Here is a 25,080-nt window from a genome sequence, read left to right on the forward strand (position 1 = left end):
GTTCTTCGACGACATCGGCGGCCCACCGCCAGTGGTCAGGGATGTCAGCGGCGCACGCGTCCTGGCCCTGCTCGGCGACTCGGTGACCACCGACCACATCTCCCCCGCCGGCAACATCAAGGCCGACAGTCCGGCAGGGCAATACCTGCGCGACAAAGGCGTGGAGCCGCGGGACTTCAACTCCTACGGTTCGCGTCGCGGCAACCATGAAGTGATGATGCGCGGTACCTTTGCCAACATCCGCATACGCAACGAAATGCTCGGCGGCGAAGAAGGCGGCAACACCCGCTACATACCCACCGGGGAGAAAATGCCGATCTACGACGCCGCCATGCGCTATCAGGCTTCGGGCACGCCACTGGTGGTGATCGCCGGTCAGGAATACGGCACCGGGTCGAGCCGCGACTGGGCGGCCAAAGGCACCAATCTGCTGGGGGTCAAAGCGGTCATCGCCGAAAGCTTCGAACGGATTCACCGTTCCAACCTGGTGGGCATGGGCGTGCTGCCGCTGCAATTCAAGCTGGATCAGAACCGCAAGAGCCTGAACCTCAACGGCAGTGAAACCCTGGACATCCTCGGCTTGACCGGCGCCGAACTGACGCCACGGATGAACCTGAGCCTGGTCATCACCCGCGAAGACGGCAGCCGCGAGAAGATCGAAGTGTTGTGCCGGATCGATACGCTAAACGAGGTGGAGTACTTCAAGTCCGGAGGGATCCTGCACTACGTGTTGCGGCAGTTGATCGCGTCTTGACCGACCGCTGACAAAGACACCGCCTTCGGGCGGTGTTTTTGTTGGGGCACACATCCATGTGCTCGATACTCGCGCTATAGAAAGGATCGGCACCTTGCCAAACGGCGGCTAGTACTCGGTATCGCCTTCTATCTTGAAATGTTGAACCCAACCTTGTACCGAGGTAACAAGAACCATCAACGGCACCAGCATCAATAATGTCACGGCAATCACGGGCCAAGTAGTCATGTGCATTCCCTGGTTCAGGATGATCCAGCAGCGCGCCTTTCGATTGAACGTCAGGCACCTATAAACATAGTCACAGGCTTGGTTCTACACATTCCATGTTAAGGAAAAAAGTCCGCGCCCTTATTGCTGACTCACGGGTATATCTGCCTAAATGCCCCACTAAAGGTAGCATCACCAGTCAATTCGGATGCCCCATGCTCGTAATGTCCTGGCCATATCTCACATTACTCTCGGCCGGATATGTGCTTGCACTCACTTACGGGCAACTGACAGTCCAGGCAGGCATTGCAATCATCCTCTTGCTGCTCGCCGGGTTTGCCGCCTACCAACCCGACATTCGCTATTTCCGCTATCTCGGCCATGTCTTGTTCATCTTCCTGTCACTGGCGTTGGCCCTCCATTGGTGGCCGGGGTTCTATAACGCCAGGATGATCGATCAGGAGCGTTTTACGGCGGATGCCATCCCTTTCTCGATGAACCTCAGCCTCGACAAACCGCTGATTGGCTTCTGGTTGTTACTCGTGTGCCCATGGATCATCGGTCGTCATTCATTAATGCAAACAGTCAAGGCAAGCACCGGCGCCTTGAGCCTGACGGCAATCGTCACGCTGGGGGGAGCCTACCTGCAGGGGACCGTCGAGTGGTCGCCGAAATGGCCGGATCAGGCTTGGCTGTGGATGAACAACAACCTGCTGCTGGTGACATTAGTAGAAGAAGCGCTCTTTCGAGGCTACCTCCAGGGTGGATTGAGCCGGCGCCTTAAACACCTGCTTTATGGCGAATACCTGGCCCTGCTGATCGCCTCGCTGCTGTTCGGCCTGGTCCATTGGGGGGCCGGCTGGGAGTGGGTGTTGCTGGCGACCCTTGCGGGCGCGGGTTATGGAATCGCCTATCGGTCCGGTGGCCTGGCGGCGGCCATTGCCACCCACTTCGGTTTGAATCTGCTGCATTTTGGATTGTTTACTTATCCGATGTTGACCGGGTAACCCATCAAAAATCTGAACACCCCACCAGCACCTCCACTGAGGATCAATCCTTACAAAACGCCCTGAATGTTGGCTAAATAGACCAATTATCGGCAAGGAACCAATCGGCTTGACTCCTGTCCGGCCCAGCGTTTAACCTCCCGCCCCACGAATGGAAGCGCCCTGTCCTTCATCGACAGAAAGTCCTCTGAAAATGAATTCAAGCAACGCGTTTATCGCGCCGTTGTGCTGTGCGGTAAATCATGCTCAAGCCTCGCTCCCCCCTGCAAATCAAAAAATCCGTCATTTTTGCCCTGGTGCTGCGTGAAGCGCGTTCGCGTTTTGGTGATCGGCGCATGGGTGCGAGCTGGACGTTGATCGAGCCGATTTGCCACCTGCTGATACTGAGCGTGCTGTTTGCCCTGATTCGTGGCCGCACCGTGGCCGGCCTCGACTTTCCGGTCTTCGTACTGGTCGGCCTTGCGCCCTTCCTGCTGTTTCGCAACATCGCCATGCGCCTGATGAACAGCCCCAAGGAAAACCGCGCGCTGTTTGCCTATAAGCAGATCAAACCCCTCGACACCTATATCGCCCGTGTGCTGGTGGAATTCTGCATCTCGGTCAGCGTGTACGCCATTCTGGTGTTCGGCTTCGCCTGGTACGGCTTCGACATGTCCATCAAGTCGCCCATCGAGTGGATGCTGACCATCCTGCTGGGGGTAGTGTTCGCCTTTGGCCTGGGCATGCTGTTGTCACTGATTGCCCATGCCATGCCCAGCAGTACGCTATTCCTGCGGATGATGTTCTTCCCGCTGTATTTCATCTCGGGCGTACTCATCCCCGCCGCCTACCTGCCGCACGCCATGCTGCCGCTGCTGCTGCTCAATCCGTTCCTGCACCTGCTTGAACTGATCCGCGCCGAGATCTTCCCTCACTACGTTCCGGTCGATGGTGTTTCGCTGCACTACGTGATCGCCTTCACCCTTGTCTTGCTGTTCGTGTCCCTGGGTACTTATCGGGTTCGTCGACTGCATTTGATCTCCACCAAGAACGGCTAACCGCAGGCTTCCCGTGTTCGAGCTCAGAAATATCACCAAGTCGTACCTGACCCCCAAAGGTCGTCGTCACGTATTTCGCGACCTGTCGTTGAAAATCCCCGCCGGCAAGAACATCGGCCTGATCGGCCGCAACGGCGCAGGTAAATCGACCTTGATGCGCTTGCTGGGCGGCGCTGACGTGCCGGACTCCGGCACCATCGTTTCCGACAAGAGCATCTCTTGGCCAGTGGGCTTGTCCGGTGGTTTCCAGGGCACCATGACCGGCCGCGAAAACATCAAGTTCGTCAGCCGTGTCTACGGTGCTGTAGGTGACGCGATGCGTCAGAAGGTCGCCTACGTCGAAGACTTTGCCGAAATCGGCAGCTGGATCGACGAACCGGTCAAGACCTACTCCTCCGGCATGCGCTCGCGCCTGGCTTTTGGCCTGAGCATGGCCTTTGACTTCGACTACTACCTGATCGACGAAGTGATGTCGGTGGGTGACGGCCACTTCAAGCGCAAATGCGCCGATGTATTCGAGCAGCGCCTGCAGAAATCCAAGGTGGTGCTGGTTTCCCACAGCATGCCCGAAATCAAAAAGCTCTGTGACGTCGTGCTGCTGGTGCGCGATGGCGGGGTGCAGATCTATGACGATGTCGATGAAGGCATCAAGGCCTACAACACCTGATCGCCCTGACCGCGGCGTGATTGATTTATTTCAAGGATGCAATTGCATATGAGCAGTACGGGTAAATTCAAGGGCTGGCGCCTGACACTGGGGCTGATCGCACTGCCAATGGTACTGGCCGCCGTTTACTACAGCTTTTTCGCCGTGGATCGGTATGTCAGCTCCGCGCAAGTGGTTGTACGTCAGGACGGCAACAACCCGGCGGCGCAGATGCCCGGTCTGAGCATGCTGCTCAGCGGTACCAACCCGGCTTCCCGCGAAGAAACCCTTTACCTGCGCGAATACATTGTGTCGATGGACATGATGCAACTGCTGGAAGACCGCCTGCACTGGGTCGAGCAATACAGCAAGCAACGCAGCGACCCGTTCTTCTGGCTGGCCACCGACACCGAACGCGAGGACCTGCTCGAGTACTACCAGCGCATGGTTTCGGCTCATTACGACGAAACCACCGGTCTGCTGAAAGTTGAAGTACAAGCCTTCAGCCCGGAACTGGCCGAGCAGATGGTCAACACCATCCTTGAAGCCAGCGAACACTTCGTCAACGAAGTCTCCCACAGCATCGCCCGCGAGCAGATGCGCTTTGCCCAGGGCGAACTGGAAGGCGCGAAAAAGAACTACACCAAACGCAAAGAAGAGCTGTTGAGCTTCCAGAACCGCAACAAGGTACTGGACGGTAGAAGCTCGGCTCAAGGTCGCGCCAGCATCATCGACACCCTCGAAGGCGAGCACTCCAAAGAGCGCGCCGTACTCACGCAAATGAGCTACAAGCTTCGCTCTGATTCACCTCAGGTCGCGCAGCAACAGCAACGCGTCAACGCCATTCGCGAACAGCTGAACGCCGAAAAACACCTGCTGGTATCTGCGCCGGATGGTGATCAGCTCAACGTGGTTGCATCGCGCTTCCAACAGTTGACCCTGGATGCCGGCATCGCCGAAGAAACCTACAAGACTGCCGTTGCCGCACTGGACAACGCGCGCATCGAAGCCAGCAAGAAAATCCGCACCCTGGTCACCGTGGTCAGCCCGAACACGCCGCAGATGGCCCTGTACCCAGAGCGCCTCTATAACCTGGCAACCCTCTTCCTTGCCTTGCTCCTTCTGTACGGCATCACCCGCTTCCTAATTGCATCGATCGAGGATCATCGTGATTAAATCCATTTCCGGCCTGCCCCTTCGCCCCCTGAACTTGAGCATGCGAAACAGCGCTGTTGCGGGTTTGATGCTGGTGACCTTGACGCTGGCAGGGTGCGGCGGCACTTTGTCTGGCGCCGGCCCGTACAAAGGCGACATCGAAAGCAAAGACCAAAACGCTGCTTACAACCTGGTCGAGATCAACGCCAACACCATCGCCCCCTACATGCGCGGCACAGTGCGCCCTGTGCAGGCGAGCGTTACCAAGCCAGAGCCCACTGCGGTCCGGTTGATGGCAGGTGACACCCTCAACGTGCTGATTACCGACAACGCACCGGAAGGTTCGGCAGTGTTCGCACCACTGTCCACGGGCGGCACCCAGCTGAAAACCCGCATCGACGACCAGGGCATGATCTCCCTGCCCTACGTCGGCCGTCAGTTCGTCGCCGGCATGACCCTCAACCAGGTTGAGGACATGATCCGCAAACAACTGAAAGGCGTAACCACCGATGTGCAAACCCACGTCGAACTGGTTGGCGACCTCTCGGGTTCGGTACTGGTTGCAGGCGCGGTCAAATCGCCGGGCCGCTTCAGTACCCTGCAAGGTCCACTGACGTTGCTTGATGCCGTCAACCAGGCAGGTGGGCCGCTGCTAGAGCCCCATCTGGTCAACGTTACCGTGCGCACCGGCAGTCAGGTTCAGCAGTTCAACTACGAAGATGTACTGGCTGGCAACAACATGATGCTGCGCCCGAATTCGGAAGTGGTACTGGATCGTGCACGTCAGCGATTTGTGGCGATGGGTGCTGTGCAGGAACCAGGTCTTAAAGATCTGCCATCCCAGAACACCAGCTTGCTCGATGCACTGGGCAGTGTCGGGGGCCTGCGCGAAGCGAATGCCAACCCTGAAGGTGTGTTCGTTTTCCGATTGGGCGACGGAGTCAACTCGAAACCAACGGTCCTGCGTCTGGACATGCGCGATCCTGCAGCGGTGTTCTACGCTCGCCAGATCACGATCAAACCGGATGACACTATCTATGTGACAAATGCTGCAGTCTATGAATGGCAAAAAGTTATTTCGCCAATAGTACAGACGATGGTGCTGGGTCGCGCAGTAAACGCCTACTAAGCATTTTTATTTTCGCCAAGGTATGTTGAATACCTTGGCTTTTTTATGGAAGAAAAAATTGAAATCTCGAAAAAACAGCTTGGCAAGGGTTGCCAATAAACCAGCCGCAATCAATACGCCCGAACCAGAATGCACTGAAGTGATCCCTCCAGCGCCCAAGAAAAACGCAACACGCAAATACTCCATTGTAACAGCCGCTTACAACGTCGAAGCGTATCTTGACGAATTCCTTATTAGCGTCTCAGAACAGTCTGTCGATTTTGAAAAGTGCATTGAAATCATCCTTGTTGACGATGGCTCACAAGATGAAACTGCAAGTATCGCAGCCACGTGGACAAGTCGCTACCCAAAAAACATCAGATACATCTATCAGCCGAACGCTGGACAAGGTGCCGCGCGAAACAATGGGCTGGCTTACGCCACAAATGAGTGGGTCACCTTTATAGATTCCGACGACCTTTTAGCCTTCGACTATTTCGAATCTATCGATAATTTTATTGACTCCAACACCACCGAACTTAAAGCAGTTTGCGCCAACTTCATTTTTTATTATGAGAATAAAAAAGAACTTAGTGACACTCACCCGCTTAAGTTCAGATTTGCAAACGGCAACGTAACACTGCCAATTTCCAACCCCGGCAGAAATATCGCGCTAAACGTCAACGCCGTATTCTTCAAGCGCGCAAGGCTCATCAAAAGCGGCCTTCAGTTCAATCCCCTTGTGAAACCTGGTTTTGAGGACAGCTTATTTGTAAACAGCTACCTACTTGAAGCTTTCAAGGGGAACGTTGGCTACTGCGCAGACGCCAAGTATATTTACAGAAAACGAGACAATGGCACCTCCACTTTAGATACCGCGTGGCAGCATCCGGGCCGTTATGATCATCAACTGCGTCTCGGTTCTCTTGGGCTGATCGAAAAAAGTATCGCACTACTGGGGAGCGTCCCAAAATTTATCCAGCGCGTAGCGATGTATGACATCGCCTGGCATATCAATAAAATCATCAGGTTCGACTCCGACATTCGCAGCCTGAGCCAGCCTCAACTTGACAATTACAAGTTGTTGATGCGCCAGATATTCAGCCATATCGAACAAGATACGCTGATGAATTTCGAACTGGCCGGGATGTGGTTCTTCCAAAAGCTCGGCCTAGCTGCAAAATACAAGGGATACATCCCGGACTTCAACATTAGCTACATTGATGACTACGACAAAACTAAAAACCTTGTCAAAATCAAATACTTCACGCCAATTGAAAAAATTGACGAACAAGTATTCCTAGATAATGAAATCCTAGTTCCTACTTACAGCAAAACAAGAATCCACCGTTTCTTCGACGAACCATTTCTCCACGAAAGAATTTTATGGCTACAACTGGGTGACGGGAACAACTTCCGTATCACCACCCAAAATAAACCAACAAGGATTACGTTGCGAGGAAAACAGTTCAAAGACGACGTTCCAGTCGAGCTGATTTATCGCGCATTCGACAAAAAATCTTTGGACGAGTCCGGTTTCTCCGAAGAAACCACGGAAATTCGCAGAATAGCTTGCGAACCGACCATGGTTAACAAGTTTGGTGGATGCTGGCTTTTGATGGACCGGGATCATCATGCGGATGACAATGCGGAACACCTGTACCGCCATCTTGCAAAATATCACCCTGAGATAAAAGCGTTCTTCGTATTGCATGAAGACAGCGCCGACTTCGAGCGCCTCACTCTCGAAGGTTTTAACTTAATTGCATTCGATAGCATTGAGCATAAAGCGGCCTTGATCAACTGCGCACACTTTATCTCTTCTCACGCAGACAATTATATTTTCTCAGAAATCACAAAAAAGAATTTTGGTGATCTGCTGAACTATAAATTTACGTTTTTGCAGCACGGCGTAATCCATAATGATTTGTCAGTCTGGCTAAACTCTAAAGCAATCGACTGCTTCATTACCTCGACTCGAGACGAGTTCAACTCCATTTCCGGCACTGGCCCTTACCAGTTCTCCAGAAAAGAAGTGGCCCTCACCGGACTCCCACGACACGATGCGCTTTACGACGGCAACAACATAAACAGTTCAACAATCTTGATTATACCTACCTGGCGAAACAACATCGTCGGCGCCCCTATCGGAAACAGCAACATCAGAGAGATCAACCCAGCGTTCTCCGAAACTGAGTATCTCCGCCACTGGAAGAACCTGCTAAACTGCCAAACACTGAAAGATCTCGCTAACAATGGCAAAAACAACATAATTTTTGCGCCACATGTAAACATCAAACCTTACATCTCGGAGTTTGAGTGCCCCGAGTACATTGAAGTTTGGAAAAGCGATGAATCCGGCTCAATTCAAACGCTATTCAAAACCTCACAAATAATGATCACTGACTATTCATCTGTTGCTTTTGACATGGCAGCAATGAACAAACCAGTGATCTACTATCAATTTGACGAATCAGAGTTCTTGTCCAAGCATACAAGTCGGCCTGGCTACTTTGACTACCGCCGGGACGGATTCGGTCCTGTATGTTCAAGTCAGATTGAAGTAGAGGGCAATATTGAGAATCTGCTCAACCCTAACAGCGAAGAATCAAAATTCTATACTGTTCGATGCGAAAGCACTTTCGTCTTTCATGATGGCAACAACTGCCGTCGCACCGTAGAGGCAATTAAGAAACTTGACCGCAACGTCATCGAGAAAACCCACGAGTACGCTGTCAAAATTGAAACTGGCATGTCTGCCATGGCCATCAACAACTGGAAATTGGCTGTGCACTGCTTGGAGGAAGCCATCGCTCCCCCATCGCAACCAGACGTCAGTGTATTTGTTGGATTGATAAAGTCACTTCAGGAGCTAGGTCAGCACCAACGCGCCCTGGAGGTCTTGGAGTATGCAGCGACTATCCACGAAAGCAGTGAAGAACTCAACAGTTTCAATTTGCAAGCCATATTCAACGCGCACCCAATCTGCGAAGCGATCACAATATATGAAAAAACCATAAATACGGCAACGCCCAAAAGCCTACCAACTCTGATTGTCGCAAACGCTGCAAACTATTACCTCGCACAAGGATTACGCGCCAAGGCAATAGAGCAGTTTGGCTTCGCCGATAACGAATCTCATCCAGATTTAATCCGCTGCAAAGCAACCATCGCAACGGAAGATGGCGACTGGAAAAATGCCGCAGACCTTTGGAAAGAAGTAACTCAAACGCATTCGACCGAAGAGCATCGCCGAAAGTTGTTTGAAGCGCAGTTTAACTCTGGTCTTCTCCAAGAGAGTATGGTCACACTGAAACAAATGCGGGATACCCAAGATCTAGGAAAGCTTAACCTCATCGCTGGGGAAGTGTTTTTCCAAAACTCCAAATGGGCAGATGCTTGCAAATACTGGACGCTTGCCATCCAATCCAACCAACTGCAACCTGATGCATGGTTGAAACTAGCGAGAGCGCGACGTCGCGCTGGCAGTCCAGAACTAGCCAAAGAAGCCTTGATGAATGGATTGGAATCCACAGATGAGCGCTTCAAGCTGCAAGAGACCTCTTTAGTACATCTCGCGCTTGGTAACTGGGATGAAGCCATCGAAAGCTTCAACTATTTCCTTTCGAGAAAAGATCTTAAGCCTAACAAAGATGCCCGACTGGATCTGGCTTATGCATTGCACCGATCGGGGAACACCCTGGCTGCCGAAAAAACACTTGCTGAGTACAACAAAAAATTTGGTGAAGATAGTCGCAGCGCCAAAATACTGTCCGACATTAAGCAGGGTCACTTGGGCCAAGTAGCTTCTTAATCCATAAAAGGTGCGGGAAGTGACTCTTCCCGCGTCTTGGATAGTTATTAAAGCCTATCAACGCAGTTTCCGTGGGAACCGACGCTTTTGTGTAAGCATAAAATGCCTATGAATGATTTATCTATTATAGTGCCGCTAGATTTATCCCAGCGGCCACTCGATATCTTGTTTAAGGCCATTCATCTATGTAAAGCCGCACAAACCACAGGTTGCAGGATAATTTTTGGCCATGCTGATCGCGGAACCTTGGTTGATCGACTAGCCCACAAAGCCCTCAGCTCTTTTTCTCACAGCCATGTTGTAAGCGAGAAAATCAGTAGCACGGCAATCAATACTTCCTTACTTAGAAATATTGCTTTTGAAAGAGTCAATACGAAGTTCTTGCTTCTTCTGGATGTTGATATATGGCCAGACTTCGAGCTATTTTCAAAGTACTTGACACTTCTCGCCAGCGACAAGTCACCGCTGTACTTTCTTCCTTGCATATACTTAACAGCAAACGGCTCCAAAAAACTCAAGAAAAAACAGTTACACCCCGTGGATTTAACAAATAAGTTCTTTGACTTTTCTCGTAAAGACTTTTTGCATATCGCAAGTCCTTCTTCAATAACCTTTATGCATACTGTGGACTTTGGATCAATAGGCGGATTCGATCAAGCCTTTGAGGGGCACGGTTACGAAGACTTCGACTTTATGATTCGACTTGCTCGGCATCATAAATTAATATCACCAACCCCTTCATTTTTTTCTAATAATCCCTCTCGATCACCGCTGTTTGCATCTGGATACCGGCGAGAACTGGGCAGACTGTGCCTGCCCACCTTATTAAATAAAGATTTTGCGTATCATCTACACCACGCCAAACCCAAGGCGTCAAAATATTATGAAGCCCGGACAAAAAATTTCGAAATCTTCAAAAACAAACATCAAGAACTTTCTATCGGCGGAGAAGAGACCGCTACGTTAATTGAAGACTTCATCAAATTATGCTCAAATAACAATCAACTGATTTCACATTTTTCTGCGCTGTTCGAAAACAAACCAGGACACGTGGACAGATACGATACATTTAAACGCCGATTAAGGTTTTTAATCAATGAGTAAGAAGCCCGCTCGCTACAAAAAGCTGAAAAAGTTGATTCGCGACCCTAATCTCTTTTTCTATGACATGTTTCGCAAGCGCGTGTTCAAAGGAGTATCACCGACGGTGCTTCAAAAGACTGCGCAGACTACCATTGGCACCGCTAACACCATTGACCTGATGGAGGTCAACCGAGTGGGCCTACCAGCTTACATTCGTAAGCATCTGAACACGGGTATAGGTGCCGAAGACGGAACAGACCCGAACAGTGTCGTAATTTGGAGTGGCTATCTCAACGGGCTTATTTCATTTTTGGCGGATCTTAAGGCTGCCGTGCCAACAGACATAACAATCTACACGTTGGGCGGCGGAGTAAATATTTTCTCCCCAGCGTCAGAAAAACTCGATACAGCATATGCCTCTAAAGCGCTAAGCTCACGTCCAAATTTTGTAATTGAAATTGCAAGTCCGTTGGGACAGTTAAATGTTCTGCATTTTTATCCATACGATATTGGTCCATCCGGCGACGCCACTGTCCGCTCTAACCGTGCTTGGGTGAGACGTTTTGCAATCCAGGATTTTGACAAGGTATTCAACCGAGCGGAAGTCGCTGAAACTGAGAGAGTTGATGCAGTTTACACTTGGGTAAATCATGCGGACGCAGTGTGGCAGTCTCTTTGGAAAGACACTTTCCCTGAAAAAGCATTCGATCCAGATCGTTATACAAGTAATGATGAGTTGCGATTCTCCCTACGCTCGCTCAACAAGTACGCACCGTGGTTAAACCGTATTCATATCGTCACAAATTGCAGCAAACCTAGCTGGCTCGCTGACGACCCAAGAATTAACTGGGTCGCCCATGAAGATATTTTCCCAGACCAAAAAGCCTTACCAACGTTTAACTCGCATGCTATAGAAGCATGCCTGCACAGAATACCAGGGCTAACGGAAAACTTTATTTATCTAAATGACGATTTTGTGCTCGCCCAGCCATGTTTACCTGTAGATTTCTTTGATGAAACTGGACGTTCCGTCACTTATTTCGAACCCTATGGAATGGTTAGTGGAATATCCACTCCAGAAACCCCGGACTATCTCATTGCAGCCAATAATGTCAGAAAAATATTGGCGAAGGACTTCCCAAACTACAAGGCAAGAAATTTACATCGGCACGTCCCCTACTGCCTTAAGAAATCGGTCTTGGCAGAAATTGAATCAAAATACCCAAGCGCATTCACCAAGACCCGGCTTTCCAAATCGAGAAGCGAAAACGATGTAAATATCACTTCATTCTTCTATCACCATTACGCTTACGCGACGGGTCGAGCAGTAAAGTCCGACGCATCTGGAATCATCGTCCGGCCCAACAACATAAATACTGTGACCAGCGAAAATGCATTTAAGTACAAATTTCTTTGCTTCAACGATGGCGATGGAAGCGCAGGGGACACCAAATACAAAGAAATGACCCAAAAATTCTTTGAGCTTCGCTTAAATCACCGCGCCCCTTGGGAACGCGCGAATATTTAACTTGTTCAATTGATTTTTTGTGCGACCAGTCATAACTGGTCGCACCTACGGTGTTAGCCAAAAAAACTGGAGAGGTACGGCGATTTCCTTTTATCAAAAATCATCTTCTTGAAATCGTCATCCTCTTTGCCAAGTTCCTTTTTCAAAGCGTCTTTATCAGCGCTTACTTCGTACACAGCTAGCAAAGCAAAAAATCGCTTAAATTTCTTATTTCGAGGAAAGCCAACTTTACCACAGCACTCAAAAACCTGAGCACTTGTTATTTTATTAAATGCCAACAAAGCGATAGAAAAGATATGCTCTTCTGCACTTGGCATATACTTCACTAGCAAAGCTAAGCTACTAATTGCATCCGGGTAATCCACCTCAGTAAAGTACTGGGTCTCAACACCGCCAACCAATGACAGGCTAAAATCTTTCAAAAAAGTTCTTCTCCATTTATTTTTGTACGTAAAAATATGGAGATCATCAGAAACTTTTTTGGTATAGATGACGGCCTCTTCTCCACCCTCACCCGAAATTCTAATAGCGACAGGTTCCAGGCTCGATAAGTTTTTAACCAGCCCAAAAAGCCAATCACCGCTTACAGCGACCAGCTCCACCTTTGCATTTTGGCAACCTTTCTGCAGACCGCACACTTTTGAACGAAGGTCCTGCATGATCGCCATTACTTGTGCGGACTTCGCTTGGGCTTGAGCATTCTCGACACTGAAACTACTGTACTTCTCATACTCCTCTATATTTTTTAGTTCCAACTTCGCCCTGTCTGCTTTTGGTTGCGCCCTACGCTTCAACCACTCCTCTTTTGATTTTGTGTAATAATGATGCACCCTTGCCTTGCCCGCCACCGGAGACTTTAACTTGATAGGCATCCTTTGATCCCACTCGGCAGGCCTCAACGCATTATCCAGGTACACCCCGTCCAGCAAATCACATATATGCGTACGCATATTGTAAGTATTTTTGCTCGAGAAAAGTGTCTTAACCGTTCTAGCGATACCCTTATCACACTTTGTAAATCTATCTATAACCAGGCCGCTATTTTCTGTTAATTGCCCACCCGACCCAAAAATCAGCCATGGGAAGGCGATAGCCCCTACATTAAGGTGTTCGGACTCAGCTTCTTGGATCAAAGACTGCACGCAGCCATCATCAATCACTAGAAATTCATCAAGGTCACAAATCAATACATAATCGTAATCTTGCGCATAGTTCTGCAAGAAGTGCCCGTATGCATCTCGCTGAGGTGGGATACCTTCTTTACGTGGCCAATGAACGCGTGTCACTTCTTTTACCGCATGCAATGAAGCTAACAGTTCAGATGTTCCATCATCGCTGACATTGTCATATACGAAAACACCATCAAACCCAAGCGACTTATAATAGGCCACCCACTCTTCTATATAATTACGCTCATTTCGACAGATTGCGCAAACTGCTACCCGATGCTTCAAGCCTGACATTATCCCTCTCAAACACATATCATACGGTTATCTTATATAACACAAACTGTAAAATCTCACATATCACAATAATTATACAACAAACTGATAAACTCAACGAGCAGCCCTCAACTTACTCTAAGCCTAGCAATTCTCAGCTGCCCAACAAAGTCCATCAGTGTATTATTTTCAGGTTTTTTGATGCTTTACTTTGATAAGGGATTTCATGATCAGAAAATGTTTGCTCCCCTCAGCTGGCTATGACACCCGCTTCCTGCCTGCTACCAAAGCCATGCCTAAGGAAATGCTGCCGATGGTGAACAAGCCACTGATCCAGTACGGCGTCGAAGAAGCGCTGGAAGCTGGATTGAACGAGATTTCCATCGTTACCGGTCGCGGCAAGCGCGCCCTAGAAGACCACTTCGACATCAGCTACGAGCTGGAAAACCAGATCAAGGGCACCGACAAGGAAAAACACCTGGTCGGTATCCGTCGTCTGCTCGACGAGTGCTCGTTCTCCTACACCCGTCAGACCGAAATGAAGGGCCTGGGCCACGCGATCCTCACTGGCCGCCCGCTGATCGGCGACGAGCCATTCGCCGTGGTACTGGCCGACGACCTGTGCGTTAACCTTGAAGGTGACGGCGTGCTCAAGCAGATGGTCAAGCTGTACGAGCAGTTCCGTTGCTCGATCGTCGCCATCCAGGATGGTCGATCCGCAAGAGACCAACAAGTACGGCGTGATCGCCGGCGAGATGATCCGCGACGACATCTACCGTGTTAACAACATGGTCGAAAAGCCAAAGCCTGAAGATGCACCGTCGAACCTGGCCATCATCGGCCACTATATCCTGACCCCGGACATCTTCGACCTGATCGAACAGACCGAGCCAGGCAAGGGCAGTGAAATCCAGATCACCGACGCCCTGATGAAACAGGCCCAGAACGGCTGCGTGATGGCCTACAAATTCAAGGGCAAGCGCTTTGACTGCGGTGGCGCAGAAGGCTACATCGACGCCACCAACTTCTGCTTCGAGAACTTCTACAAGACCGGCAAGGCGTACTAATCCATAAGCATTCAACCCCTCTGCTCTTTGAGCTTTTGCCCTTTAGAGACAGAGGACCTTAATTAAATTATCCCCACCGAGCCATTAACTTACCCTGAAAGCAGCACCGTCAATATGGCTCCAAACTGGATGAATTTTAGCATATAGGCGCTGCGCTTCGTTTGCCAACCCAAGCTTATTTGCTACGGCATACGCGTAAGAGCCGCACGGAAAGTTCCTCCCCCCGCTTTTTTCGAACGCCAACAACAAACAACTATAGATATCCTTCAGCCCAACCAAGACCCCACTCAAAACAATATCTTTTTCTGTCGATGAATTAAAAAATGACAAGAAGAGGCTTTTGGCCAGATAGTAGAAAATAAAATGATTCCCATGATCCATCTTTTCCCAAAATGGCCAAAGCTGAATCCCAACCTTCAAGACATAGTCATGATCGGATTGTTTGCCAGCCAAACAGAACATTGATGGAGAGAAACTCTCGGGAACATCAAATTTCATGGAGTCAGTCAAATACCTTGACCAGCGGATATCTGTCTTTATCACCTTAGCAGGGTTTCCACCCAAAACTACATTTGCCGGATGCCTCCCACTTACGATAGCACCAGCACCAACAATGCTCCCACTGGAAACGTGAGCCCCCTTCAATATTAAACTATTTGTCGCCAACCAAACTTTATCACCAATTACGACATCTTTTGCAAAATTAAGACGCTCACCAACATCAGAATAAATCGAATGCAGATCCGAAGAAAATATTTGTGGATTTGCAAACAAACAATCTCTTCCAATTAAAACATTTGCCCTCTCACACGCATGGATCTTTATTTCAGAATTACAAATCAGCCCTTCACCAATCACAACCCTGCAATTATCAGCAACAATTATTCTCCCACGGACTTCACTTAACCCTCCGATGACAAGCTCGGCGTTAACCCCAACAGAAATCCTAGCACCCATCAACTTAACTTCTAAACCAAACTTCACAGCCGACGACGGCTCAAGCTCCAACCAAGAAGAGGCCATAGTCAGCCCAGGAGCGCTCACAACATCTGGCAAGGAGCTCACATCATTGTACTGTTTACCCATACAACCCCCTCCATTTCCGTCGAGCCTGTTATGAAGTCTCGACCATTGCTAATCAATGCGTATTTTTGTCATTTAGGTGATCCCTTCACCGCACTACATCAACTTCAATTAGAAACAGCTAATACATCAGTAAATATGCAAAACAGCATTGGCTATCGATGCCGTTCCAAAACGCCAGCCCGGATGTTTGTCAAGCCAAATATTACGCCTTAAGACTCTACCCAAAAGCACTTCAAGCATCTCAAGCTCGTGCGAGCTCGGAAGCTCATCTATCACTTTTCCATCTTCGTAAACTAGGCATCAACTTGGCTAGAGCCGGGAGCTTCGGCCAATGAAAGCGCCCCTCTTCTGCACGAACCTCCAACGGAGAAATAGACACATTGGTCAGGTGCCGCAGAAAACCCAAGACTTTACGTGGCGCATTCTGCCCCATCATTGTTTTTTTGGCGAATTCTTGAGTCAACCGATTGACCTGCCTTCAGACGGCAAAGTGGTCCGGACTCGAACAGCTAGGGGGGGTGCAATAATCGTGAAATGGCGCTTATTCGGCGCTTGTAGACGCCTCGACTCAGCGTTAATCAGTAGTCCTCACGCTCCGCGAAGTGCAGATACCTCCTAACGCGGAGGCCGTGAACAAAACGAATGCAAGACAGGTAGCGGTCAACAACATAGCATCGATCCTCTGAAACCCTTTACCCCGATGACCGGAGTAATATTTAGCAAGGTCGTATTCCTTAATTATTGCAATTTGGCTATCGACTCTGAGCCCATCCAAACAAGTATCAACTGAGCATTCCCACACGGATGCCCTACCTTCCTCAGTCAAAGATCTCGACTACACCGACCACCTCGCCATCACTCACACCCATCACGGCCAGAGCGCGGATCTTATTATCACGCATATAGCCTTCGGCCTCTGAAAGCTGGGCGCTGGCTGCTATGGTATGAGGGCGCGGGGTCATAAAGGCAGCGACGTTCTGATTGACAACACCGGGGTTGTCCAGCAGGGCACGGCGCAGGTCGCCGTCGGTGACGATACCGGCAAGCTTGCCATTGTCGTCGTTTACCAAAGTCAGGCCCAGACGACTCTGTGTCATTACCAAAAGACAATCGTGGAAACTCGTTGCCGGACTGACCACTGGTGCCGGTGAATGCATCACATCACACACCCGTGTCAGCAGTTTTCGACCTAGGCTACCGCCGGGATGGAAGCGAGCGAAATCCATGGCCTTGAAATCCAGGGCTTCGATCAGCGCTACCGCCAGCGCATCCCCCATGGCCATAGTGGCCAAGGTCGAGGTGGTTGGCGCAAGGTTGTTAGGACAAACCTCACGGTCAACCGAGATGTCCAGCCAGATGTCCGCATGGCTAGCGAGAGTAGATTTGCCATTGCCGGTCATGGCGACAATCTTGTTGCCGAAGGATTTCAGGCTCGGGATCAGCTTGATCAGCTCTTCGGTTTCGCCGCTGTAGCTGATCAGGATCAATACGTCGATCGGCTTGAGCATGCCGAGGTCGCCGTGGAAGGCTTCGGCCGGGTGCAGGAAGAAACTCGGCGTACCGGTGGAGGCGAAGGTCGCGACCATCTTTTGCCCGATCAAACCGGACTTGCCCATTCCGCATACGACGGTGCGGCCTTTACAACCGAGAATCACTTCCACCGCCCGCTGGAATTCGCCATTCAGGCGTTCGGCCAGTTGACCGATGGCTTGCGCCTGGGCGCAAAGTGCTTCTTTGGCAATTGGAAGGTGATTCATGGGGACGCCTATCGTTCCTTGACTTTAAAGGCGCGTATGGTAACGGCTCAATGCCAGCGTGGAAACGTGGATACCCTGCCGTTCATAGGAAATATCCAGCAGCGGTATGAAGTCAGCCGTTAAATACACCGTGGATGACAATCAATGGATGGAGTCCGTCCTATCGCGCCTCGTCTGTACCTGTGAAGGCACAGATAAGCACTCAAGTGGTTGTCTACAGTTGGAACCCATGGATACCGAATCAAAGCAACACGGAATGTTCAGCCGCGACGATGTGTTCTGGTGGGGCTGCGGCAGCCTGGAGAAACGCTTGAGTCATGTGCTCGGCCACGGACTGGACGAGTACAGCATCAGTACCCGCGACCTTGAATCCAACGCCTCGTTCGTCAACTACTACGCCATCATCACCCGCCCCACCAGCCCACCGGCGCGACGCTGGACGTGGTGGAAAAGTTGATTCGCAAGCTGCTGTTCATTTCGTGCCTGGAGTCGCGTTTTTATCGTGAGCGTGGCGTGTTGGCGGGCGGGGTGCATTTCCAGTATCCGGGATGCCTGGGGGGATTGAGACGCCTCGGGAAAGCCTAATCTTCATGCGCTTCATAGAGGGACCGGCGCCGCGAATGGTCAGGATTGCGCCGCAGGTTGCCCAGGGTATCGCGGAAATCGAGGCGCTGTCCCATCGCTATCTGCAACCGGCCAACTGGCGGCAACGGTACCGATTCTGGAAAATGGATTATTTCCGCCCGTGGTATCTGTTGCGCTGGCGTTTCAATTTCGTGCGCTACCTGCCCTCCCTCAGGGAACTGCCGACTGACGATATACGCTTTCACGGTTTGGCCGAACGTCTGCGCGGCTTGCAGCCCGCCCTGCGCCGCGCCCAGCCCCGCGCCCGCAACACCCAGCGCTGCTTTGCCATATGGATTACCTGGCCAAGAATTTCTTTGTCTCGCCCGAGGGCTTGCAGATGATCGACTGGAGCGAGGTGAAGATCGGTCGCGTCGGGTTTGATGGCGGCGCCTATTTGAGTGCGATTTTCCGCCAAGGGGACCTGACGCGTTTTGCCAAGGTGCGCGCGGAGTTTTTGAGTGCCTATGCCGAGGCGCTGGACGAGCGATTCGATCAGCAGAGTGCGTTGCGCAACGTCGATTATTTTTTCCGCAGAATGCGTTGTGGCATTTCTTGCGGCCCAGGACCATTGCCGATTACCAGCAACGGGGCAAGCTGGAGCTGCTGCATGAGAAGTATGAGTATTTGTTGGCGTTGCCTTTGAGGGCGGAGCGGTAGGTTAGCGCCGATAGAGTTTTTTTTGACATTAGGGCGCCTTCGCTGGCAAGCCAGCTCCTACAGTGGGGGGGGTGTTTCTTAGGGCCTGGTTTCTGGTCGGCTTTCAATTGTCAATTGCGCTGTTGGGTGCGGGATGTCCGCTCATCGGACTGTTGAATCAACACGCTTTTTGGCAGTTTAAAAGTCACGATTTCTGTGAAAAAAACCTCTGAAATTTCTCACTTTTGTGAATTGCCACGCGCCGTTTGTATTATCATTGCACCACCTTTTTTCAAGCCCATCCTTCAGGCCCACACCATGACACGTGCCTGAGCGGAGAGTGCGCCTGTTACGGATATCCGCTGTTTTTTATGGACAATGTCGCTCCATCGCGTCGCTCTTTGCTGATTCTGTCGAAGGGTGCGCAACAGATTTCCACCCTCCCCGCCCTGCTGCCCGAGTACCGGCTGCTGTGTGGGACGGTGCGCGACATTGGCCAGGCCGATGAAGTCCTTGCGTGGGGGCGCAAGCCGAGCGCCTTGCGTGCTCAGGCAGCTGCAGTCGAGGCCGGTTTGCCCTTGCTTACGGTGGAGGACGGTTTTCTGCGTTCCGTGGGCCTGGGCGCCGACGAGCCGCCGCTGTCGCTGGTGGTCGACCCGCTGGGCGTCTATTACGATGCCAGCGCCCCTTCCCGCCTCGAACAATTGATCCCGGTTCCGCTCACCGAAGCGCAGAACCTGCGTACCCGCGCCTTGCAGGCCAGTTGGTGCGAGGAGCGCGTGTCCAAATACAACGGTGCCCGCATCGAGGCTTGCGACTTGCCTCAGCCGTGTGTGCTGGTGGCCGATCAGACGCGCGGCGATGCATCGCTGCAAGGTGCCACCGCTGCCGATTTTGAACGCATGCTCGATGCCGCGTTGACCCGTCATCCGCAGAGTACGGTGGTGGTCAAGGTTCACCCGGACGTGGTGGCCGGGCGCAAGCAAGGTCATTTCGACCTCGCGGCTTTGCGCAAGCATCCGCGGGTTCATTTGATCAGCGAGAACGTGCACCCGGCCGAGCTGCTGCCGGTCGTCCAGGCTGTTTATGTGATGACCTCGCAACTGGGCTTTGATGCACTGTTGTGGAACGTGCCGGTGCACACCTTTGGCATGCCGTTCTACGCCGGCTGGGGGTTGACCGTGGATGCCCTGCCTGTTCCAGAGCGGCGCCAACCGGTCATCCTTGAACAACTGCTGCACGCCACGCTGGTGGAATATCCGCGTTATGTCGACCCGGAGACGGGGGCGCCATGTGAGCCTGAGACGGTCCTGAAGTGGCTGGGTTTGCAGCGACGGATGCGCAGCCGGCTGCCGCAAGATTTGCAAATGGTCGGTTTCAGCAAATGGAAGCAGCCACTGGTGCTGGACTTTTTCAATGGGTCAGCGATTCGTTTCCTCGGCCGCTTTTCCCGCCACCGCATTGCTCCGGTCATCACTTGGGGTTGCCAGCACGATGCACCATTGAGCAAGAAAGTCGCCAACCACCTCGGCCGAGTCGAAGACGGCTTCCTGCGCTCCGTCGGCCTGGGCGCGAAGAAAGTCCGTCCGCTGTCCTGGGTGTTCGACGACCTCGGCATCTACTACGACGCCACCCGACCTTCGCGTCTGGAACAGCTCTTGCAGAACGAGCCGTGCTCGCCTGAGTTGTTGCGGCGGGCAGCAGCGCTGCGTGAAGCGATCTGCACCGCCGGAGTGACCAAATACAACTTGCCCGGTGCCACGTGGAAACGTCCGGCCGGTGTCGAGCGGGTGATTCTGGTACCGGGCCAGGTCGAGTCCGACGCCTCGATCCGTTACGGCGCGCACCGCATCCGGCGCAATCTTGATTTGCTCAAGGCGGTGCGCGAGCGTCATCCGACGGCATGGCTGTTGTACAAGCCGCACCCTGAAGTATTGGCCGGCACACGCGAGGCCGGCGAAGACGAAGAGCGCACCAGTGACTGGTGCAACCAGGTGGTCGGCGATGTGCCCTTTCACGAACTGTTGTCCGAGGTCGATGAGGTGCATGTGCTGACCTCGCAATCGGGCTTCGAAGCCTTGTTGCGCGGGGTGCCGGTGACCACCTACGGCCAGCCGTTTTATGCCGGCTGGGGGCTGACCCGGGACCGCGACATGAGCTCTGAAGTCCTGGCGCGCCGCACCCGGCGCCTGAGCCTGGATGAACTGGTGGCCGGGACCCTGATTCGCTACCCGACCTACGTAAGCCGAATCACACGAAAATTCACCACCCCCGAACGCACGCTAATCGAGATCCAGAACTGGGATGAAGTACCTACGCAAGGAAGAACGCCAACATGGCGAGAGATGATTCAACGCGTGCTCGCAACAGCTTTGAGATCAAGCCCAAGAAACTCGTAGTGTCTGTCGAGCGCTTCCGGCGTCCGGCATCGGTGAAACCGCGCAACTCGTTCCTGTTTCTGCAGGGCGTCAGTTCGCCGTTTTTCGCACGCCTGGTGCAGGCACTGCGGGCCGAGGGACAGTTGGTCAAGTCGGTCAATTTCAATATGGGCGACATCTTGTACGGCAGCGGCGCGCGCGTGTTCTATTCGGCGCGCCCCGAGCAGTTGATGGACTTCTACAGCGAGTGCTTCAGGGCAGACCACATTACCGACGTGGTGCTGTTCGGCGATTGCCGCCCGGTGCATCAACCGGCGGTGGAACTGGCCAGGTCCCTGGGCATTCGTGTGCACGTGTTCGAGGAGGGTTACTTCCGCCCGTACTGGATCACCCTTGAGCGCAACGGCGTGAACAATCACTCGCTGCTGCCTCGGGATCCGGATTGGTACCGGGAAGTGGGCAAGTACATCCCGCGTTATCACAACGGCAACTCGTTCCGCCTGTCCTTCGCTTCCCGGGCCTTTCACGATGTGATGTATCACGTCGGTGGCGCGCTGAACAAAGCCGTGTTCCCCCATTACAAGACCCACGCACCGTTCAACGCAGCCGTGGAGTATGCCGGCTACATTCGCCAGGGCCTTCGCCTGGTCAGCGCCAAGGGCCGCGATTCCGAGGTGATCAGTCAAGTGGCACGCAACCGCCATCGCACCTTCCTGTTGCCGCTGCAACTGGACAGCGATGCGCAGATCCGCGATCACTCGCCGTTCAAGCACATGAAAGATGTGCTCAAGCATGTGATGGGCTCGTTCGCCCGGCATGCCGGCAGCGACACGCGGCTGGTGGTCAAGAACCATCCGCTGACGCCGGGGATCATCAACTACCACCGCATCACCCGACGCATTGCCCACAAGCTCGGTATCGCCGACCGCGTGGACTTCCTCGAAAGCGGGCACATGCCGACGCTGTTGTCGCACGTTGCCGGCGTGGTCACGGTCAACAGCACCGTGGGCGGTTCGTCGCTGATGCACAGCGTGCCGACCATCGCCCTCAGCGACCCGATCTACAACCTCAAGGGGCTCACCCACCAGGGCGGCCTCGACGATTTCTGGCACACGCCGGAACCGCCTGACACCACGCTGTTCCAGCGCTTTCGCAGCACCGTGATTCACACCACCCAGGTCAATGGCGGCTTCTATACCCGCTGCGGTATCGACATGGCCGTGAACAACTCGCTGGAAGTGCTGATGGCCAAAACCTCCAGGATTGAACGCTACTTATGACGCTGCACAAACAACCGCGCTGCATCCTGATCACCGGTGCCACGGGGGGTATCGGTGGTGCGCTGGCACCCGCCTATGCGGCGCCAGGCGTGACCCTGATCCTTCAAGGCCGGCGCACCGAGCGCCTGGAAGAAATGGCCGAGCAGTGCCGCGCTGCCGGCGCTCGTGTCATCCTCCACGCGCTCGACGTCCGGGACCTGGTGGCCGTGCGCGAATGGATCGGCCTGATCAGCGAAACCGAGCAGCCTGACCTGATCATCGTCGGTGCCGGGGTCAATACGGCCACGGGCCCGAACTCGGAAGATGAGGACTGGGAACAGTCCCAGGCCTTGATCGAAATAAACGTGATGGCGGCCATCACGACCGTGCAGGCGGCCCTGCCGGCCATGCGCGCGCGCAAACATGGCCAGATCGCACTGTTCAGTTCCCTTGCCGGTTGGCGCGGACTGCCCGTCACCCCCAGCTACAGTGCCAGCAAAGCCGCGATAAAGGCTTACGGCGAAGCCATGCGCGATCTGGTCGCCGCTGACGGTGTGCGGATCAATGTGATCATGCCGGGTTATGTCGAGTCGAAAATGTGCTTTGAAATGCCTGGGCCGAAACCGTTGCTGTGGAACCCGGACAAAGCCGCGCAGCGGATACGCCGTGGCCTTGCAGCCGACCAGCCACGCATCAGTTTCCCCTTCCCCCTGAACCTCGGATGCTGGGCCTTGAGTGTCATTCCCCCGCGGATGTCGTCTGTAATTTTGCGATGGCTGGACTACAGTGCCTGACTTTCTGAACAGTCCTTTCTGCTGGGTCGTTACTGGCGGATTTCTTCTTTCCTGCATCATCGAAACGATGTTGATCCCCAGGCCCGTCTTGCGCCGCCCGCTGCGCAGCTGGCTGCTGCATGCCGGTGCATGGCTGTTCTCGATTGCCCTGCTGTATGGCATGACCGGGCGCCCGTATTTCAGCGCCGTGAATGTGCTGGCCCTGTGGCTGTTGATCGTGCTGGTGAGCAACTCGAAGTACCACTCATTGCGCGAACCCTTCGTCTGCGCCGACTTTGAATACTTCAGTGATGCGGTGCGTTATCCGCGCCTTTATCTGCCCTTTTTCGGTATCGGCAAGACGATTGCGCTGGCGCTGGCGTTTGTCGCCTACCTGGCCTGCGGACTCTATTTCGAAGCGGCCGCCGCCGATGCGTTGTCCGTAGGGGCAAGGGCACTGGCCAGCGCGTTGGTGTTGCTGATTGCCGGAGGCTGGAAACCGCTGCAACCCAGCTTCGATGCCAGTCTGGACCTGACCCGCTGGGGCCTGGCCGCCAGTTTGTGGACCTACTTCCGGGCAGCCCGACGCAAGGTGTCCATCGACACGTTGCGCTCGCCTTTTGCGCTCAGCCCGGAAACGGTCAGCCCCCCTTCTGACATAGCGCTGCCCGACCTCGTCTCGGTGCAGAGCGAATCGTTCTTCGATGTTCGCAGATTGTGGCCCGGCATCCGCGAGCAGGTGCTGAGTCAGTACGACGTCCTGCGTAGCGAAGCCAGGGCCCATGGTCGCCTGCACGTCGCGGCCTGGGGCGCGAATACCGTGCGCACCGAGTTCGCCTTCCTGACCGGGATCGCCAGCGACAGGCTGGGCGTTCATCGCTTCAATCCTTATCGCCACCTGGCCCGTCAGGGACTGCCCGGCATCGCCGCCGAAATGAAACGCCGGGGTTATCGCACCGTGTGTGTTCACCCTTACGCGGGTAGCTTCTACGGCCGTGACCGGGTGCTGCCGGCGCTGGGTTTCGATGAGTTCATCGACGTGCGCAGCTTCAATGACGGGCAAAAAGCCGGACCGTTCATTGGCGATTGCGCGGTGGCGGACAAGATCATCGAGCTGCTCGACGACGGCGACCGCACTCAGCCCTTGTACATCCACGCTGTCACGATGGAAAACCATGGGCCGCTGCACCTGGAGCAGGTAGAAGCGGCGGAGCTGCCAAACTGGTTCGATCGTCCGTTGCTGGACGGCATGCGCGACCTGGCGCCTTATCTGCGCCACCTGAGCAATGCCGACCGGATGCTCGGAAAGTTGCGCGAGTACCTGTTGGCCAGCCCGACATCGACCGGGTTGTGCTTCTTTGGCGACCACGTGCCGATTCTTCCGGATGTCTACACCGCCCTGGGCGCGCCCGATGGCGATACCGATTACTTCATCTGGTCCAATCAGGCGCCCTCCTCCAGCGCACCCCGGACAATGGGCGTGGAACAGTTGGCCATGAACTTCGTCGAGCAGCTGAGCAGCAACCGGCCATCCGCCGCTAAGGCGAGCCGGGTCCAGACCGCAACCCATGACTGACATCGACACCGCTCCCTTGCGAATCGTCCTCGGTTCCAGCTTGCCGGAACATGATGAGTCGATCGCACGGATGATCACTTCGGGCCGCAGCTCCCTGGCCTTTTTCCTTGGCGATGAAGCCTGCCGCTATCGGCTGGTGG

At 53.3% G+C, this 25,080-nt stretch carries 18 protein-coding genes and 2 pseudogenes; 17 read left to right on the forward strand and 3 right to left on the reverse strand.

Annotated features, from left to right (window positions below; translation table 11 throughout):
* From PMI31_RS02550 to PMI31_RS02585, 9 genes and pseudogenes are all read left to right on the forward strand, one after another.
* A pseudogene (locus tag PMI31_RS02550) lies at positions 1–754 on the forward strand (aconitate hydratase); the annotation flags it as partial.
* A 422-nt stretch (positions 755–1,176) separates the two neighbouring features.
* On the forward strand, positions 1,177–1,968 hold the full coding sequence (locus PMI31_RS02555; protein ID WP_008016020.1) for a CPBP family intramembrane glutamic endopeptidase: 792 nt from the start codon (positions 1,177–1,179) through the stop codon (positions 1,966–1,968).
* A 242-nt stretch (positions 1,969–2,210) separates the two neighbouring features.
* On the forward strand, positions 2,211–3,005 hold the full coding sequence (locus tag PMI31_RS02560) for an ABC transporter permease (RefSeq protein WP_008016022.1): 795 nt from the start codon (positions 2,211–2,213) through the stop codon (positions 3,003–3,005).
* A gap of 13 nt (positions 3,006–3,018) precedes the next feature.
* Entirely contained in the window at positions 3,019–3,672 is a 654-nt protein-coding gene (locus PMI31_RS02565; RefSeq protein WP_008016023.1) for an ABC transporter ATP-binding protein, read from the forward strand.
* 48 nt (positions 3,673–3,720) lie between these two features.
* A complete protein-coding gene (locus PMI31_RS02570; protein ID WP_008016024.1) occupies positions 3,721–4,827 on the forward strand; it encodes an ABC transporter permease in 1,107 nt (368 codons plus the stop codon).
* Between the two features lie 40 nt (positions 4,828–4,867).
* Positions 4,868–5,935, forward strand: coding sequence for a polysaccharide biosynthesis/export family protein (locus PMI31_RS02575; protein WP_043302152.1), 1,068 nt, complete (start codon positions 4,868–4,870; stop codon positions 5,933–5,935).
* Between the two features lie 34 nt (positions 5,936–5,969).
* Positions 5,970–9,728, forward strand: coding sequence for a CDP-glycerol glycerophosphotransferase family protein (locus PMI31_RS02580; RefSeq protein ID WP_162130425.1), 3,759 nt, complete (start codon positions 5,970–5,972; stop codon positions 9,726–9,728).
* Between the two features lie 108 nt (positions 9,729–9,836).
* Positions 9,837–10,832: a galactosyltransferase-related protein gene (locus PMI31_RS29655; protein WP_157213255.1), complete on the forward strand. Its 996-nt coding sequence runs from the start codon at positions 9,837–9,839 to the stop codon at positions 10,830–10,832.
* Entirely contained in the window at positions 10,825–12,339 is a 1,515-nt protein-coding gene (locus PMI31_RS02585; RefSeq protein WP_008016029.1) for a stealth conserved region 3 domain-containing protein, read from the forward strand. The genes PMI31_RS29655 and PMI31_RS02585 overlap by 8 nt, the downstream gene beginning before the upstream one ends.
* 53 nt (positions 12,340–12,392) lie before the next feature.
* On the opposite strand, the gene PMI31_RS02590 is transcribed toward PMI31_RS02585, so the two are convergent.
* Positions 12,393–13,802, reverse strand: a complete 1,410-nt coding sequence (locus PMI31_RS02590) for a glycosyltransferase family 2 protein (protein WP_008016030.1) — start codon at positions 13,800–13,802, stop codon at positions 12,393–12,395.
* A 205-nt stretch (positions 13,803–14,007) separates the two neighbouring features.
* Here PMI31_RS02590 and galU point away from each other — a divergent pair.
* Positions 14,008–14,848: pseudogene (gene galU, locus PMI31_RS02595) on the forward strand (UTP--glucose-1-phosphate uridylyltransferase GalU).
* A gap of 84 nt (positions 14,849–14,932) precedes the next feature.
* Here the strand turns inward: galU and PMI31_RS29410 are convergent.
* Both PMI31_RS29410 and PMI31_RS02605 read right to left on the reverse strand, forming a co-directional pair.
* A complete protein-coding gene (locus tag PMI31_RS29410) occupies positions 14,933–15,934 on the reverse strand; it encodes an acyltransferase (protein WP_008016033.1) in 1,002 nt (333 codons plus the stop codon).
* An 818-nt stretch (positions 15,935–16,752) separates the two neighbouring features.
* Positions 16,753–17,691, reverse strand: coding sequence for a KpsF/GutQ family sugar-phosphate isomerase (locus tag PMI31_RS02605; RefSeq protein WP_008016034.1), 939 nt, complete (start codon positions 17,689–17,691; stop codon positions 16,753–16,755).
* Positions 17,692–17,920: 229 nt separating this feature from the next.
* Here PMI31_RS02605 and PMI31_RS30505 point away from each other — a divergent pair, with 229 nt between their 5' ends.
* From PMI31_RS30505 to PMI31_RS02635, 7 genes are all read left to right on the forward strand, one after another.
* Positions 17,921–18,148, forward strand: a complete 228-nt coding sequence (locus tag PMI31_RS30505) for a hypothetical protein (RefSeq protein WP_008016035.1) — start codon at positions 17,921–17,923, stop codon at positions 18,146–18,148.
* Positions 18,149–18,311: 163 nt separating this feature from the next.
* Positions 18,312–18,659: a hypothetical protein gene (locus PMI31_RS31210; RefSeq protein WP_008016036.1), complete on the forward strand. Its 348-nt coding sequence runs from the start codon at positions 18,312–18,314 to the stop codon at positions 18,657–18,659.
* Positions 18,596–18,961, forward strand: a complete 366-nt coding sequence (locus PMI31_RS31215; protein WP_338010030.1) for a hypothetical protein — start codon at positions 18,596–18,598, stop codon at positions 18,959–18,961. Before PMI31_RS31210 ends, PMI31_RS31215 begins: the two co-directional genes overlap by 64 nt.
* A gap of 364 nt (positions 18,962–19,325) precedes the next feature.
* Positions 19,326–21,353, forward strand: coding sequence for a capsular polysaccharide biosynthesis protein (locus PMI31_RS02620; protein ID WP_008016038.1), 2,028 nt, complete (start codon positions 19,326–19,328; stop codon positions 21,351–21,353).
* Positions 21,353–22,612 (forward strand): capsule biosynthesis protein, encoded by a 1,260-nt coding sequence (locus tag PMI31_RS02625; RefSeq protein WP_008016039.1) that lies wholly within the window; start codon positions 21,353–21,355, stop codon positions 22,610–22,612. Before PMI31_RS02620 ends, PMI31_RS02625 begins: the two co-directional genes overlap by 1 nt.
* On the forward strand, positions 22,609–23,385 hold the full coding sequence (locus tag PMI31_RS02630) for an SDR family NAD(P)-dependent oxidoreductase (RefSeq protein WP_008016040.1): 777 nt from the start codon (positions 22,609–22,611) through the stop codon (positions 23,383–23,385). Before PMI31_RS02625 ends, PMI31_RS02630 begins: the two co-directional genes overlap by 4 nt.
* Before the next feature lie 67 nt (positions 23,386–23,452).
* Positions 23,453–24,940, forward strand: a complete 1,488-nt coding sequence (locus PMI31_RS02635; protein WP_081500274.1) for a sulfatase-like hydrolase/transferase — start codon at positions 23,453–23,455, stop codon at positions 24,938–24,940.
* Positions 24,941–25,080: the final 140 nt, after the last annotated feature.

Source organism: Pseudomonas sp. GM55 (genome assembly GCF_000282395.1).
Lineage (GTDB): Bacteria > Pseudomonadota > Gammaproteobacteria > Pseudomonadales > Pseudomonadaceae > Aquipseudomonas > Aquipseudomonas fluorescens_CC.